This is a genomic window from Streptomyces longispororuber (genome assembly GCF_024448165.1).
Taxonomy (GTDB): Bacteria; Actinomycetota; Actinomycetes; order Streptomycetales; family Streptomycetaceae; genus Streptomyces; species Streptomyces longispororuber_A.
This window is the reverse complement of record NZ_JAMOLN010000237.1, coordinates 1-15,077: the sequence shown is the minus strand read 5'-3', so window position 1 is coordinate 15,077 and position 15,077 is coordinate 1. Positions and strand designations below refer to the sequence as shown.

General features: G+C 72.8%; 11 protein-coding genes, 2 tRNA genes and 1 pseudogene. 11 read left to right on the top strand and 3 right to left on the bottom strand.

Features of this window, described 5'->3' with window-relative positions:
* A pseudogene (locus tag M4J07_RS48580) lies at positions 1–120 on the bottom strand (bifunctional DNA primase/polymerase); the annotation flags it as partial.
* A gap of 367 nt (positions 121–487) precedes the next feature.
* Here M4J07_RS48580 and M4J07_RS40945 point away from each other — a divergent pair.
* From M4J07_RS40945 to M4J07_RS40905, 9 genes are all read left to right on the top strand, one after another.
* On the top strand, positions 488–799 hold the full coding sequence (locus M4J07_RS40945) for a hypothetical protein (RefSeq protein ID WP_255981033.1): 312 nt from the start codon (positions 488–490) through the stop codon (positions 797–799).
* A gap of 186 nt (positions 800–985) precedes the next feature.
* Entirely contained in the window at positions 986–2,182 is a 1,197-nt protein-coding gene (locus tag M4J07_RS40940; protein ID WP_255981031.1) for an acyl-CoA dehydrogenase family protein, read from the top strand.
* Positions 2,179–3,177, top strand: coding sequence for a bifunctional MaoC family dehydratase N-terminal/OB-fold nucleic acid binding domain-containing protein (locus tag M4J07_RS40935; protein WP_255981029.1), 999 nt, complete (start codon positions 2,179–2,181; stop codon positions 3,175–3,177). The genes M4J07_RS40940 and M4J07_RS40935 overlap by 4 nt, the downstream gene beginning before the upstream one ends.
* A gap of 1 nt (position 3,178) precedes the next feature.
* A complete protein-coding gene (locus M4J07_RS40930) occupies positions 3,179–4,309 on the top strand; it encodes an acyl-CoA dehydrogenase family protein (protein ID WP_255981027.1) in 1,131 nt (376 codons plus the stop codon).
* Complete coding sequence (locus M4J07_RS40925) at positions 4,306–4,779, top strand: MaoC family dehydratase (protein ID WP_255981025.1); 474 nt, start codon at positions 4,306–4,308, stop codon at positions 4,777–4,779. The genes M4J07_RS40930 and M4J07_RS40925 overlap by 4 nt, the downstream gene beginning before the upstream one ends.
* Positions 4,776–5,942, top strand: coding sequence for a lipid-transfer protein (locus M4J07_RS40920; RefSeq protein ID WP_255981023.1), 1,167 nt, complete (start codon positions 4,776–4,778; stop codon positions 5,940–5,942). The genes M4J07_RS40925 and M4J07_RS40920 overlap by 4 nt, the downstream gene beginning before the upstream one ends.
* Positions 5,943–5,994: 52 nt before the next feature.
* Positions 5,995–6,954 carry a DUF1906 domain-containing protein gene (locus tag M4J07_RS40915; RefSeq protein WP_255981021.1) on the top strand — a complete coding sequence of 320 codons (960 nt, stop codon included), beginning with the start codon at positions 5,995–5,997 and terminating at the stop codon, positions 6,952–6,954.
* 300 nt (positions 6,955–7,254) lie between these two features.
* Complete coding sequence (locus tag M4J07_RS40910) at positions 7,255–7,818, top strand: SigE family RNA polymerase sigma factor (RefSeq protein ID WP_255981019.1); 564 nt, start codon at positions 7,255–7,257, stop codon at positions 7,816–7,818.
* A gap of 178 nt (positions 7,819–7,996) precedes the next feature.
* The gene (locus M4J07_RS40905; protein WP_255981035.1) at positions 7,997–9,643 is read left to right on the top strand and encodes a long-chain fatty acid--CoA ligase; all 1,647 of its coding nucleotides are present in this window, start codon (positions 7,997–7,999) and stop codon (positions 9,641–9,643) included.
* Between the two features lie 109 nt (positions 9,644–9,752).
* On the opposite strand, the gene M4J07_RS40900 is transcribed toward M4J07_RS40905, so the two are convergent.
* Positions 9,753–13,721: a response regulator gene (locus tag M4J07_RS40900; protein WP_255981017.1), complete on the bottom strand. Its 3,969-nt coding sequence runs from the start codon at positions 13,719–13,721 to the stop codon at positions 9,753–9,755.
* 193 nt (positions 13,722–13,914) lie between these two features.
* Entirely contained in the window at positions 13,915–14,373 is a 459-nt protein-coding gene (locus M4J07_RS40895) for an SSI family serine proteinase inhibitor (RefSeq protein ID WP_255981015.1), read from the bottom strand.
* A 209-nt stretch (positions 14,374–14,582) separates the two neighbouring features.
* Between M4J07_RS40895 and M4J07_RS40890 the strand changes: the two genes are divergently transcribed.
* Both M4J07_RS40890 and M4J07_RS40885 read left to right on the top strand, forming a co-directional pair.
* Positions 14,583–14,673 (top strand) — tRNA-Ser (locus M4J07_RS40890).
* Between the two features lie 224 nt (positions 14,674–14,897).
* Positions 14,898–14,970 (top strand) — tRNA-Arg (locus M4J07_RS40885).
* Positions 14,971–15,077 lie beyond the last annotated feature (107 nt).

Genomic DNA, 15,077 nt, shown 5'->3' with positions numbered 1-15,077 from the left:
CGGGATGACGGCGAGCCCGCGCTCGGCAGCGGACAAGGCGTGCGCGAGGGCCAGGGTCCCGAGGGAGGAGGCGGGTACGGCGGGGGTGCGGCGTGCTGGGTGCCGGTCGGTGGTGGCCATGCCTTCATTTTCGTACGAGTGTTCGAAAGAAGGAAGGGGGGTGGGCCGAACGGGGAGCCTATTTACCAAAAATGTGCCGAAACGCTTCATCGTTTGGGAGGACTGGGCCGTGATCGCCCGAAGACCCCCATTCGGGGCTGAGCTGCGGCTTTGTGGACGTGAAGCATGTTTATCGACATGTCCTCACGCTTGCGAGGGAAAGGCGGCTTCCGGGGTGGTTCGCCGGGGATTCGGTGGGCAATTCTGATCTCGCGACGTCGTGAACATCGCCGAGGCGGTCGGCCAACTGCCTTGGAGCAACCCGTACTTCCCGGGCCGAGGACTCTGTCCGTGCCCGGTGCGTACTTCCTGTTCTGGAGGAATAGACATGGCTTCCATCCGTACTGCCCGCGTCATCGCCGCTGTCGCCGCCCTGCCGCTCGCCGCGGCCCTGTTCTCCGGGGTGGCGATGGCCGACAACGGCGCATTCGCGGACAACGGATCGAACGCGGGGGTGGCAACCGTCAGCGGCAGTGGTGTCGGCCACGACAACAACGGCAACTCGTCCACCACGCAGCAGCAGGCCGTCGGCAACGGCGCCTCGAACCAGAGCAACACCGCGCAGGTGAACGGCTCCGCCTTCACGGCGATCGACCAGTCCAACGAGAACATCGCGGTGAACTTCACCGAGCTCTGGTAGCCCTCCGGCTCCTGTTCGACGGGGGTTCCACCTGGGGTGAGTGACCGTCTGCGCGGCGGTGCTTCGGCACCGCCGCGCAGACGTTTTCGCGTTCCGCGCGGTACGGCCGATCCCTTGACTCCGCACGGCATCTGACGGACAGTCAGAAACCCTTGTTCGTACGAGGTCCCCGGGAGGGCCGCCGCCGTGCACCTCGCCCCCACCGAGCGTCAGCGCGCGCTCCGTGCCCAACTGCGCGCACACTTCCGTACGTTGATGCCGGACGGTCCGCCCGCCGCCGACGACCTCGCCGGACAGCGCAGGGTGCTGCGCCGCATCGGGGCCGAGGGGCTGCTCGGGCTCGGCTGGCCCGAGGAGTACGGCGGGCAGGGCCGCGGCCCCGACGAGCAGTTCGTGTTCTTCGACGAGGCGTACCGCGCGGGCGCCCCGGTCTCCATGGTCACGCTCAACACGGTCGGCCCGACGCTGATGAAGTACGGCACCGAGGAGCAGAAGGCCTACTTCCTGCCGCGGATCCTCAGCGGCGACCTGGTCTTCGCGATCGGCTACAGCGAACCGTCGGCGGGCACCGACCTCGCCTCGCTGCGGACGCGGGCCGTGCGGGACGGGGCGAGCGGCGACTGGCTGATCGACGGCCAGAAGGTCTTCACGTCGAACGCGCAGAACGCCGACTGGATCTGGCTTGCCTGCCGCACCGACGCCGAGGCGCCCAAGCACCAGGGCATCTCGATCGTGCTCGTGCCGACCGACGCCCCCGGTTTCTCGTGGACGCCCATCGAGACCGTCGGCGGCCTGACGACGACCGCCACGTACTACGACGGGATCCACGTCCCCGCCTCGAACCTGGTCGGCGAGGAGAACGGCGGCTGGGGCCTGATCACCAACCAGCTCAACCACGAGCGGGTCGCGCTCGCCGCGATCGGCATGCAGGCCGAGGACTTCTACGCCCGGGTCCTCGCCGCGGCGCTTACACCCGATCCGGTGACGGGTGAGCGGCGGATTGACGCTCCGTGGGTCCGTTCCGGACTGGCCGAGGCGCATGCCCGGCTGGCGGCGACGCGCCTGCTCAACTGGCGTTTGGTGGGGGATGTGGGGGCGGGCCGGCTGGCCCCGGGCGACGCCAGCGGCGTGAAGTTCGTGGGAACCGAATCGGCGGTCGAGGTGTATCGAATGTGTCAGCAGATCGCGGGCGAGGCCGGATGGGTGCGGGCCGGATCGCCCGGGGCGTTCGGAGCCGGGGACGGTGAGATCGCCGTGGGGGACGGGGAGTTGGAGCGGATGAACCGGGCGGCGCAGATCAACACGTTCGGCGGCGGGGTCGGCGAGGTGCAGCGGGAGATCGTGGCCACGATGCGGCTCGGGATGAAGCGGGGGAGGCGATGAGTGTGGAGGCGACCGGGCGGGAGCGCGGACAGGCGGTGGCCGGGCGGCGGACGGCGCAGGCCGTCGGCAAGGGGGCCCTGGAGTACGAAGACCTGCGGGCCTTCGAGGGGCGGGTGGCGGCCACCGCGGCCGAGGGCAAGGACCGGGTCAACGAACCGATGATCCGGCACTGGTGCGAGGCCATGGGCGACACCAACCCGGCGTACGAGGGCCCGGACGCCATCGCGCCGCCGACGATGCTGCAGGCCTGGACGATGGGCGGCCTGTCGGGGAACGAGGGACGCTCGGCGGCCTTCGACGACCTGCTCGGCCTGCTGGACGCCGCCGGATACACGTCGGTCGTCGCCACCGACTGCGAGCAGGAGTACCTGCGCCCGCTGCGGCCGGGGGACGCCGTCACGTTCGACGCGGTCATCGAATCGGTGTCCCCGCTGAAGACGACGAAGCTGGGGACGGGGCACTTCGTCACGACGCGGATGGACGTGCGCGCGGACGGCGAGCTCGCCGGTACGCACCGGTTCCGGATCCTCAAGTACACGCCGGCCGCCCGTGGTCCGGCCCGGTCCCGGTCCGACGACGCGAGGAAGAAGCTCCGCCCACGCCCCGTGGTGAACAGGGACAACGCCGGGTTCTGGGCCGGAGTCGCCGAGCACCGGCTGCTCCTCCAGCGCTGCCGCGGCTGCGGGACCCTGCGCTTCCCCTGGCTGCCGGGGTGCAACGGGTGCGGGGGACAGGAGTGGGACACGGTCGAGGCGAGCGGCGAGGGCACCGTGTTCTCGTACGTGGTCATGCACCATCCGCCGTTCCCGGCCTTCGATCCGCCGTACGCGGTGGGCCTGGTCGAGCTCGCGGAGGGCGTGCGCATCGTGAGCAACGTCGTGGGGGTGCCCTGCGACAAGGTGCGGATCGGGATGCCGGTGCGGCTCGAATTCCTGCGCGTGGACGAGGAGTTGGAGCTGCCCGTGTTCCGGGCGGTCGAGGGAGGTGAGGTGTGACATGGACTTCACCCCCACCCCGGAGCAGGAGGCGGCGCGGGAGCTGGCCGCGCAGATCTTCGGCGACCTCTCCACGCCGGAGCGGCTGGCCGCTCTCGGTGACGGCACGGACGGCGAGTTGTGGAAGGCGCTCGGCGGCGCGGGGCTCGCCGGGGCCGTGGAGGAGACCGGGCTGCTCGGGCTCGTCCTGATGCTGGAGGAGCAGGGCAGGACGACGGCCCAGGTGCCGTTCGCGGCGAGCTGTGTCTTCGGGCTCCTCGCGGTGGCGGCGCACGGCACGGACGAGCAGCGGGAGCGACTGCTCCCCGGGTTGCGGGACGGCTCCGCCGTGGCGACGGGGGCGTTCCCGGGACGTGGTGGCATCGTGATCACGCCGGCCGACGCGGGGGCCGGCCGGGCGCGGCTGACCGGGGCCGTGCCGTGGGTGCCGTGGCTGCGGGACGCGACCCACGTGCTGGTGGCGGTGCGGGAGCCCGCGGGGCCGGGCGGCGTCGCCCGGGTAGGTGACGCGGGGGTGGGTCGGCGGACCGGAAAAGTTACCCACAGCCTGTGGATTGTTCTGGCGGATGACGCCCGGTGCGAGCCGGTCGAGCTGACGGCACCCTGGTCCGCGGGACGCCTCGTGCTCGACGGGACGACGGCCGAGCGGATCGGCGGGCCGGAGACGTACGACGAGGTGCTGGCGGCGGCCAGGGCCGCGTTCGCCGGACTCCAGGCCGGGGTCTGTGCGGGATCGCTCGCCAGGGCCGTGGAGTACACGAACCAGCGGGAGCAGTTCGGCCGCCCCCTCGCGGCCAAGCAAGGGGTGCAACTGCGCGCCGCGGAAGCCCATATGGACGTCGAGGCCATCCGGGTCACCGCGTACGAGGCGGCCTGGCGCCGCGACGCGGGGCTCGGCCACCGCAGTCATGCGCTGACCGCGGCGTGGTGGGCGTCGGAGGCCGGCAAGCGCGTCGTCCATGCCGGTCAGCACCTGCACGGCGGCATGGGCGCCGACCTGGACCATCCGGTGCACCGGCACTTCCTGTGGGGCCGGCAGCTCGACGGATATCTGGGAAGCGGGAGCGAAGTCCTCGAAGAACTCGGCGCGTTGATCGCCGTCGGCACGGATGAGGGAGGCGAGTCGGCATGAAGGCGGGTGAGGTGCTGCCACCGTTGGAGGTCCCGGTGACCCGGACCCTGATCGTCGCGGGGGCCATCGCGTCCCGCGACTATCAGGACGTCCACCACGACGCGGAGTTGGCGCGGGAGAAGGGCTCCCCCGACATCTTCATGAACATCCTGACGACGAACGGACTGGTGGGCCGCTACATCACCGACCACTTCGGCCCGACGGCGGTGCTGCGCAGGGTGGCGATACGACTCGGCGCGCCCAACTACCCCGGGGACACCATGGTGTTGACGGGAGAGGTGACCGAGGTGGAGTTCGGGGACGACGGTGACACGGCGCAGGTCAGGGTGATCGGGAAGAACGGGATCGGGAGCCATGTCACCGGCACGGTGACCGTCACCGTCCCGGCCGTCCCCGCCACACCCGCACTCGCACCCGCACCGGCAGCCCCCGCTGCCTCCGCCGTTTCCGAGGAGGGGAGCCCGTCATGAGTGTGCGGACGAAGGACCGGCTGGGGGGCAGGGCGGCGATCGCCGGCATCGGCGCCACCGAGTTCTCCAAGGACTCCGGCCGCAGCGAGCTGAAGCTGGCGGTGGAGGCGGTGCACGCGGCGCTCGACGACGCCGGCCTGTCCCCCGCCGACGTCGACGGCATGGTCACGTTCACCATGGACACCAATCCGGAGATCACCGTCGCGCAGGCGGCCGGGATGGGGGAGCTCTCCTTCTTCTCCCGGGTGCACTACGGCGGCGGCGCGGCCTGCGGCACCGTGCAGCAGGCGGCCCTCGCGGTGGCCTCCGGGGTGGCCGACGTGGTGGTCTGCTACCGCGCGTTCAACGAGCGGTCGGGCAGACGGTTCGGCTCCGGGGTGCAGCACCGGGAAGCCTCGGCGGAGGGTGCGGCCCTCGGGTGGAACCTGCCGTTCGGACTGCTCACCCCCGCCTCCTGGGTGGCGATGGCCGCGCAGCGGTACCTGCACGCGTACGGGCTGACGCCCGAGGCGTTCGGTCACGTCGCCGTGCTGGACCGCAAGTACGCGGCGACGAACCCGGCCGCGTACTTCCACGGCAAGCCGATCACCCTCGCCGACCACGCGGCGTCGCGCTGGATCGTCGAGCCGCTGCGGCTGCTCGACTGCTGTCAGGAGACGGACGGCGGGCAGGCGATCGTCGTCACCAGCGTCGAGCGGGCCCGCGATCTGCGGCACCCGCCCGCCGTGATCGCGGCGGCGGCCCAGGGGGCGGGCCGGGCGCAGGAGCAGATGACCAGCTTCTACCGGGACGACCTGACGGGGCTGCCCGAAATGAGCGTCGTGGCGCGGCAGTTGTGGCGGACGGCCGGGATCGGGCCGGAGGAGATAGACGTCGGGATCCTCTACGACCACTTCACGCCGTTCGTGCTGATGCAGCTGGAGGAGTTCGGGTTCTGCCCGCCCGGCGAGGCCGCCGGATTCGTCGCCGAGGAGCGGCTGCCGCTCAACACCCACGGGGGGCAGCTGGGGGAGGCGTATCTGCACGGGATGAACGGGATAGCGGAGGCCGTCCGGCAGCTGCGGGGCACCGCGGTGAACCAGATATCGGGGGCGGCCACGGCGTTGGTCACCGCGGGCACCGGGGTCCCCACATCGGGTCTGATTCTGGGGTCGGACGGCTGAACGGGGCGCGTGTCCGCGGTCCGTGGGCGACGCCGGACCCTTCACTCGGCCCATGCACCGGCAAAGGCTGATCATGGGACTTGTGCTGCTCCTGCTGGGGGCCGGCGCGCTGCCGTCGTCGGCGATGGACGGTGTGGCGCGTCCGCCGGCCGTCGCTGCCGATCCCGTCGCGTCCGGTTCCGTCGCGACTCCCGAGGCCGCTCCCGTCGTCAGCCCCGGGTCCGCGCCCGGGGCGGGCTCCGCTTCCGAGGCGGGCTCCGCTTCCGAGGCGGGCTCCGCGCCGTGGGGCGCGAGCGTGCGCACGTTCCGTGGCTGGGCGTTCGACACCTGCATGGTGCCGCCCCGGGACACCATGCGGCGCTGGCGGAAGTCGGCCTACCAGGCGGTCGGCGTCTACTACGGCGGCCGTGGCCGGGCCTGCCCGCACCAGAAGGGGCTGAACCGCTCCTGGACGCGGGCGGTGAACCGGATGGGCTGGCGGGTGCTGCCCGTGTACGTGGGATCGCAGTCGCCCTGTGTCGTCGCGCGGCAGAAGAAGGGGGTGCGCATCGGACGTCATCCCTGGCGCCAGGGAGTGCGGGAGGGGAAGGACGCGGTGCGCCGGGCCGCGCGCCTCGGCATCCGGTCGCACAGTCCGCTCTACCTCGACATGGAGGCGTACCGCTATCGGAAGGGAGGGTGCGCGCGGACGACGTTGGCGTTCGTGCGGGGATGGGACAGGGAGGTGCACAGGCGGGGTTACGTCCCCGGTTTCTACAGCAGTGCGGAGTCGGGGGTGCGGCACATGGAGGAGGCCCGGCGGGCGGGGGTGAGGGACCTGCCGGCGGTGATCTGGTTCGCGCGCTGGCACACGCGGCCCCATCTGTACCGGGAGCCCGCGCTCAGACGGGCCGCCTGGCGCCCGGAGCGGCGGATCCACCAGTACGCGGGGAACGTGAAGGAGCGGCACGGCGGCCGCACCCTGGTGATCGACCGGAACCTGGTGCACGCGCCGGTGGCCCGGATCGGCTGAGCGGCAGGTGGGGCGGGGTACGGCAGGCGGGCGTGCGGCAGCCGGCGGCGCGCGGCGGCACCGGCGGCGGCACAGGCGGGGGCACCACGGGGGACGCCGCGAGGACGCCGGGGGACCCCGTCGGCACTCCCCCGGGCGCACCTTCGTGGGACGGCTCTCAGGGATGAACCCTCAGGGGTCCTCATCCCGCCCTCCACCTTCAGGAGGTGGGGTTACCACCCCGCCTACAACCTGAGGCGGACGCCGCTTCGGGACCTCCGGCCGATCCGTAGTGACGGGGGTCGCTCATAGCGTGGAGTCATGACCGCAACCCTGGCGCCTGTCTGCACCGGCGCATCCGAGGCCGCGACGCGGACGGCCACGAGGACGTACCCGTCCTTCGCGTCGTACGTCCGGGCGCGCCAGCCCGTGCTGCTGCGTACCGCCCGGTCGCTGACCGCGAACCCGTGCGATGCGGAGGACCTGCTGCAGACCGCGCTCACGAAGACGTATGTCGCGTGGGACCGGATCGAGGACCACCGGGCGCTCGACGGCTATGTGCGCAGGGCCCTGCTGAACACGCGGACCTCGCAGTGGCGCAAGCGCAAGGTCGACGAGTTCGTCTGCGACGAGCTGCCGGAGCCGCCCGCCCTGCCGGCCGGGGACCCGGCCGAGCAGCAGGCGCTGCACGACGCCATGTGGCGCGCCATCATGAAGCTGCCCGCGCGGCAGCGGGCGATGGTCGTGCTGCGGTACTACGAGGATCTGAGCGAGGCCCAGACGGCCGAGGTGCTCGGGGTGTCCATCGGCACCGTGAAGAGCGCCGTGTCGCGGGCGCTCGGCAAGCTGCGCGAGGACCCGGAACTGCGGCCCGTGCGCGACTGAGCCCGGCCCGCGCACCCGTCCCGTCAAGCGGCCGATCGGCCTCCGGCCAGGGACGAAGTGGGTGAACCGGTTGATCGATCATTCCCGGGAGTAGTGACATACCACGCGGTATGCGGTGAGAATCGGCGGAACCTTACTGCTCCGTAGCGCCCACCGGGAGGACGCCGTGCTGAGCACGATGCAGGACGTACCGCTGACCGTGACCCGCATCCTCGATCACGGGGTGCGTGTGCACGGCACTTCGCAGATCACCACGTGGACGGGCGAGGGCGATCCGCACCGCCGTACGTTCGCCGAGACGGGGGCCCGCGTGGCCCAGCTCGCGCACGCGCTCCACGACGACCTGGGCATCCGGGGCGACGACCGTGTGGCGACGCTCATGTGGAACAACGCGGAGCACGTCGAGGCCTACTTCGCCGCGCCCGCCATGGGCGCCGTGCTGCACACGCTCAACCTCCGCCTTCCCGCGGAGCAGCTGACGTGGATCGTGCGCCACGCCGCCGACCGCGTGATCATCGTCAACGGCTCCCTGCTCCCGCTGCTCGCGCCGCTGCTGCCCGGCCTGGAGACGGTCGAGCACCTCGTGGTGTCGGGGCCCGGTGACCGTTCCCTGCTGGACGGGGCGCGGCCGCAGGTCCACGAGTACGAGGACCTCATCGCGGGGAAGCCGACCACGTACGACTGGCCCGAGCTGGACGAACGCCAGGCCGCCGCCATGTGCTACACCTCCGGCACCACCGGTGACCCCAAGGGCGTCGTCTACTCGCACCGTTCCATCTACCTGCACTCCATGCAGGTCAACATGACGCAGTCGATGGGTCTGACGGACGCCGACACCTCGCTCGTCGTCGTGCCGCAGTTCCACGTCAACGCGTGGGGCCTGCCGCACGCCACGTTCATGACCGGCGTGAACATGCTGATGCCGGACCGCTTCCTGCAGCCCGCTCCGCTCGCCGCGATGATCGAGTCCGAGCGTCCCACGCACGCCGCCGCGGTCCCCACCATCTGGCAGGGCCTGCTCGCCGAGCTCACCGCGAGGCCGCGCGACGTCTCCACCCTCACCCAGGTCACCATCGGCGGCTCGGCCTGCCCGCCGTCGCTCATGAAGGCCTTCGACGACCTCGGGATGCGGGTCTGCCACGCCTGGGGCATGACCGAGACGTCCCCGCTCGGCACCGTCGCCCGCCCGCCGGCCCACGTCGAGCCGGGCAGCGACGAAGAGTTCGCGTACCGGCTCACGCAGGGCCGTTTCCCGGCGGGCGTCGAGGCGCGGCTGACCGGCCCCGGCGGCGAGCAGCTGCCCTGGGACGGCAAGTCCGCGGGCGAGCTGGAGGTGCGGGGCAACTGGATCGCGGGCGCGTACTACGGGGGCGCCGACGCGGACGGTGAACCGCTGCGCCCCGAGGACAAGTTCAGTGAGGACGGCTGGCTGAAGACCGGCGACGTCGGCACGATCAGCCCCGACGGCTTCCTCACCCTCACCGACCGCGCCAAGGACGTCATCAAGTCCGGCGGCGAGTGGATCTCCAGCGTCGACCTGGAGAACGCGCTGATGTCGCACCCGGACGTCGCCGAGGCCGCCGTCGTCGCCGTCCCCGACGACAAGTGGGGCGAGCGCCCGCTCGCCACCGTCGTGCTGAAGGAGGGGTCGAGCGCCGACTTCGAGACGCTGCGCGACTTCCTCGCCGAGAAGGTCGCCAAGTGGCAGCTGCCCGAGCGTTGGACGATCGTCCCCGCGGTCCCGAAGACCAGCGTCGGCAAGTTCGACAAGAAGGTGCTGCGCAAGCAGTACGCGGACGGTGACCTGGACGTCACCCAGCTCTGAGCATCAGCTCCGAGCACACCGGCTCTGAGCACGGCGCCCCACGGGGGCGGTTTCACGTGAAACAGGGGGCGGCCCCAACGGGCCGCCCCCTTCGTCTAGTTCGTGCCGATCAGTTCGTGCCGATCTTCGCGAGCAGATCCACGATCCGGCCCTGCACCTCGGCGCTCGTCGAGCGCTCCGCCAGGAACAGCACGGTCTCCCCCGCCGCGAGCCGCGGCAGGTCGGCGTGCTCGACGGCGGCGGTGTAGACGACGAGCGGCGTGCGGTTCAACTGGCCGTTGGCGCGCAGCCAGTCGATGATGCCCGCGCGGCGGCGGCGCACCTGGAGCAGATCCATCACGACCAGGTTCGGCCGCATCTGCGCCGCGAGGGTCACCGCGTCCGCGTCGCTCGCGGCCCGTGCGACCTGCATCCCGCGCCGCTCCAGGGTCGCGGTCAGCGCGAGCGCGATCTCCTCGTGCTCCTCGATGAGCAGCACCCGCGGCGGGTGCTGCTCGCTGTCCCGCGGGGCGAGCGCCTTCAGCAGCACGGCCGGGTCGGCCCCGTACGCGGCCTCGCGCGTCGCCTGCCCCAGGCCCGCGGTCACCAGGACCGGCACCTCGGCGGCGACCGCGGCGGTCCGCAGCGACTGCAGTGCGGTCCGGGTGATCGGCCCGGTCAGCGGGTCCACGAACAGCGCGGCCGGGAACGCCGCGATCTGCGCGTCGACCTCCTCGCGCGAGTGCACGGTCACCGGACGGTAGCCGCGGTCGCTCAGCGCCTGCTGTGTCGTCACGTCCGGCGCGGGCCAGACGAGCAGCCGGCGCGGGTTGTCGAGCGGCTCGGGCGGCAGTTCGTCGTCCATCGGCTGCGGCTGGGGCCGGTTGGCGACCTCGACCGCTCCGCCCGGACCGTCGAGCGGCTCGGGGCCCTCGTCGGCGTTCTGGTCGGGTGCCCCGATCGCGTAGGAGCGGCCGCTGCCCTCCGACGCGTTCGACGCCAGCAACGGCGGCTGCGGCGCGGCCTGCTGCTGCGGGTGCGGCCGGGCGGTTCCCTGCGAGGGGGTGGTGCCCCGGGCGGGCGTCGTGCCACGGGCCGGGGTGGTGCCCCGGGCGGGCGTCGTGCCGCGGGCCGGGGTGCTGCCCTGCGCCGGGGTGTCCGTGGCCGCGGTCTCCGACTGCTCCTGCCGGGTCGACAGCTTGCGCCGCCGCCCCGAACCGCCGTTCGTCTGGCCCTCCGGCGCCTGCGGCACACCCTGCGGCGGCGTGGCCCCGGGCCGGGCGGGCTGCTGCGCCGCGGGCTGCCCCTGCGGCCGCTGCTGCTCGGCGATCTGCCGCCCGAACGGCACGCCCTGCCCCAGCGTCCGCACGCTGAAGGCGCGGCCCTGGGTCGAATGCGTGTCACCGGACGGGTTCTGCGGCGCTTCGGCGGGCAGCGGCTGGGCGGCCGCCGCCGGTCGCGGCGCGCTCTCCGGCGGCAGCACGGCGCGGGTGCCCCCGGCCGGGGTGCCCTGTGCAGGCGTGCTCTGCGCCGGGTGCGGCTGCGGCGGCGTGTGGTCGTCCGCCGGGTGCCGCTCGGCGGCCTCGTGCTGCGACGTCTCACCCGCGTCCGCGACGGCCTCCGCCGGCACGTCCTGGGCGAGGTCCTGCGCGCCGCCCTGCGGCACGTCGTTCCGTACGTCGTCGGGGGCGGTCCGGGCCTCGGGTGCGCGGTCGGCCTGGGCGGGCGGCAGCGCGAACACCTCGCGCGGCGCTGCTTCCTCGGGCGTCGTGGCGGCCTGCGCGGTGCCGAGCGCGCGCCGCGCCCGCCGCCCCGAAGGCTGCTGACCGGCACCGGCCCCGGCCAGTTCCAGCTCGCCGTGGCCCGGTTCGCCGCCCTCGGCGGACGCGCCCGACGGCAGCGCGGGCAGCGCCGGCTGCCCCTGGCCGCCGTCCCGCCGGGCCCGTCGCCCGGCCGGCGCGGGCACGCCCTGCGGCGGCACGGTCTCGCCCAGCGCCGGGGAACCCGCCGCGTGTTCGGCCGCGGTCATCACGGCACCCTCGGCCGCACTGCCGTCGGCGGGCCGTGCCCGGCGCCGCCCGGTGCCACCGGACGCGCCCTCGGCAGCGGCCGCCGGGGCCTGCGGCTGCGGTTCCGGCGCGGCGGGAGCCGCGGGCTCCTCGGCCGCCCGCCGCCCGCGCCGCCGCCCCGTTCCGCCGGAGGGAGCCGCCCCGTCACCGGGCAGCCCGCTCTCCAGGAACGCGTCGACGGAGGGCCCGGAGGCCCGCCGAGCCCGCCGGCGGCCACCGCCGGAGGTTGCGCCTGCCTGCTCGGGAAGGTTCGCCGCGACGACCTCCGAGGCCGGGTCGCCGGCCGGACCGGACGGCGCGGGAACGTCGGGGGACGCCTCGGCCGGAACGACCCCGGCCCCGCTCCCGATCGGCACCTCCAGCACGTACGCGCTGCCGCTCATCCCCGGCATCTCGTGGGTCTGCAGCACACCGCCGTGCGCCCGCACGATGCCCTGGACGATCGGCTCGTGCACCGGATCGCCACCGGCGTACGGGCCCCGCACCTCGATGCGCACGCTCTCGCCGCGCTGCGCGGCGGCCACCACGACGGTCGAGTCGACGTACCCGGCGCCGGCGGGCACCCGCGCGTTGCCGGTCGCGTCGATCCCCGCGACGTCGGCGATCAGGTGCGCCAGCGCGGTCGCGAGCCGCCCCGCGTCCACCTCGGCCTCGATCGGCGGCGCGTGCACGGCGAACTGGACCCGGCCGGGCCCGATCAGTTCCACGGCCCCGTCGACACCGGCGGCGACGACGGCGTCCAGCATCACCGGCGTACGGGTCAGGCCTTCGCCGCCCGTGTCGAGCAGTTGGTAGGCGAGCACGTTGTCGACGAGCGTCGTGATCCGCGAGTAGCCGGCGGAGAGGTGGTGCAGGACCTGGTTCGCCTCGGGCCACAACTGCCCGGCGTCGTCGGCGGCGAGCTGTCCCAGCTCGCGCCGCAGCTCGTCCAGCGGCCCGCGCAGCGACTGCCCGAGCACGGCGAGCAGCTGCGAGTGCCGCGCGGCCAGCGCCTCGTAGCGGTCCTTCTCGCGCTCGGCGAACGCGGCGCCCCGCTCCCGCTCGGCCGACAGCTCCTCGGCCCGCTGCTCGTGGGCCGCCGTCAGCTCGGCGGTCAGCTCCTCGCGGACCCGGTCGAGCTCCTCGGCCCGCTCCGCGCGCTCCTGCTCGGCGGCCTCGTCGCGCCGGGCCAGCTCCTCGGCGTGCTCGGTGACCAGCTGGTCGTACGGGCGCCGGTCGGTGAAGGTCATGACGGCGCCGACCAGTTGGTCCCCGTCGCGCACCGGCGCCGTGGTCATGTCGACGGGCAGCCGATCGCCGTTCTTGGCCCACAGGACCTGTCCGCGCACCCGGTGCTTGCGCCCGGAGCGCAGCGTGTCGGCGAGCGGCGACTCCTCGTACGGGAACGGCTCGCCGTCGGCGCGCGAGTGCAGCACGAGCTGGTGCAGCTCCTGGCCGCCCAGGTCGCTGGCACGGAACCCCAGGATCTGTGCGGCGGCCGGGTTGACGAGCACGATCCGCCCGTCGGTGTCGGTCCCCACGACGCCCTCGGCGGCGGCCCGCAGGATCATCTCGGTCTGCCGCTGCGAACGGGCCAGTTCGGCCTCGGTGTCCACGGTGCCCGAAAGGTCGCGTACGACCAGCATGAGCAGTTCGGACCCGCTGTAGCCACCGCCGCCGAGGCCGCCGGTGCCGTACGGGTCGACGGCGTCGCGGGCGCCGTCCGCCAGGTTCGCGCTGGTCACCTCGACGGGGAACTCGCTGCCGTCGGTGCGGCGGGCGGTCATCCGCGTCGGCTTCGTCCGGCCGCGCTCGTCGGTCACCGTGTCGGGCCGCCGCATGGATCCGGGGATCAGCCGGGAGTCGAACTCCGGCAGCAGATCGAGCAGTCCGCGCCCCACCAGGGCGGTGCCCGGCGCCTCGAAGGCTTCCAGGGCGATGGAATTGGCGTTGACGACGGTCCCGTTGGTGTTGACCAGCACCAACGCATCCGGCAGCGCGTCGAGTATGGCTGCGAGGCGAGCAGCGCCTCGGGATGGCCTGCTGCTCACGAGACGCTTCCCTCCTGATTACCGCGACTTGCTGACCGCCCGGGCCATCTTGCCTCGCGTCCCGCGGCGTGTCACGGGAGGGAGTCTACGGGCAGTGGTTGTGCTCGCGACGCCGGATGAGAGGGAGCCCACGTAGAGGATGTGGGGATCCCGAGCGGGGCCGGTCGTGACGGTGTGCCCGGTGGACCCAGGGTCACGGGGCGGTAGCAGGCAGCACGGGCACCAGTTGCCGCCACCGTGAGATCTCGCAGCCGTCGCTCAGCCGGTACGTGGCGTCGACGGGCCGGCCGTGCCAGGTGCCGGTGATGTGGGCGGTGGCGTCGCCCCCGTACTGCATCGTGCAGAAGGACCCCTTCGGCACGGGCGCGAACGGATCCCGTCCGTCCGCCTCGATCTCGTCGAGCTTCGCGCAGGCCGCGCCCGGATCGGGGTGGCTGCCGCCGGCGGGCGCGCAGTCCAGCTCGACCGTTCCGTCGTTCCCGGTCCCCGAGTCGGTGACGCTGACCGTCAGCTGGTCGGGCGCCACGCCGTCCAGGAGGCCGAAGGGGGACGGCGGCATTCGCGTCGGCCCGGTGTCGGCGTGCGCGCCGCCGGGCAGGGCCGCCGCGAGGGCGACGGAGGCGGCGGCGGTGAGGAGGAGCCGGGCCGGCACGCGGGACCGACGGGGGGACTGATGTGAGGAAACACGGCGCAGGAACATGCCCTGCCTAACGCGGTCACCCATCACGACGATGCGCCTTGTCCAACGGCTTTGCTCTCTGGCCTGCCCGCCTAGTACCGTGGGGGGCGATTGGTGACACGGCGCTCAGCTGTGTCATCATCTGCACGCATCCACTCGCGCTCGCGTGGGGGGACTGTGCTGGAGGCGTCGCCTAGTCCGGTCTATGGCGCCGCACTGCTAATGCGGTTTGGGACTTAAATCCCATCGAGGGTTCAAATCCCTCCGCCTCCGCAGCAAGATCCGAAGCCCCGGTCCACCAGGACCGGGGCTTCGCTGCTTCCCGGGGTCCGCGGGGCCTCGGGGGCGCGCCGGGCCCTCGGTGACTGTGGGTGCGTTTCCGCAGGTCACAACGGGTGAGGCAAACGGATTTCACATGGCGGCGGCAGTCATGTAATGTTCTTCCTGTCGCCGCGAGCGGGTCGAAAGACCGGGGAGCGGAGACAAAAACAAAACAAGCACTCGTAGCTTAACGGATAGAGCATCTGACTACGGATCAGAAGGTTGCAGGTTCGAATCCTGCCGAGTGCACACAGAGAAGAAGCCCCCGGAGAATCTCCGGGGGCTTCTTCGTGTTCGGGTTCGTGTTCGGGTTCGCGTCCGGCTCCGTGTTCCGGTGAGCGGGGCGTTGTCAGTGG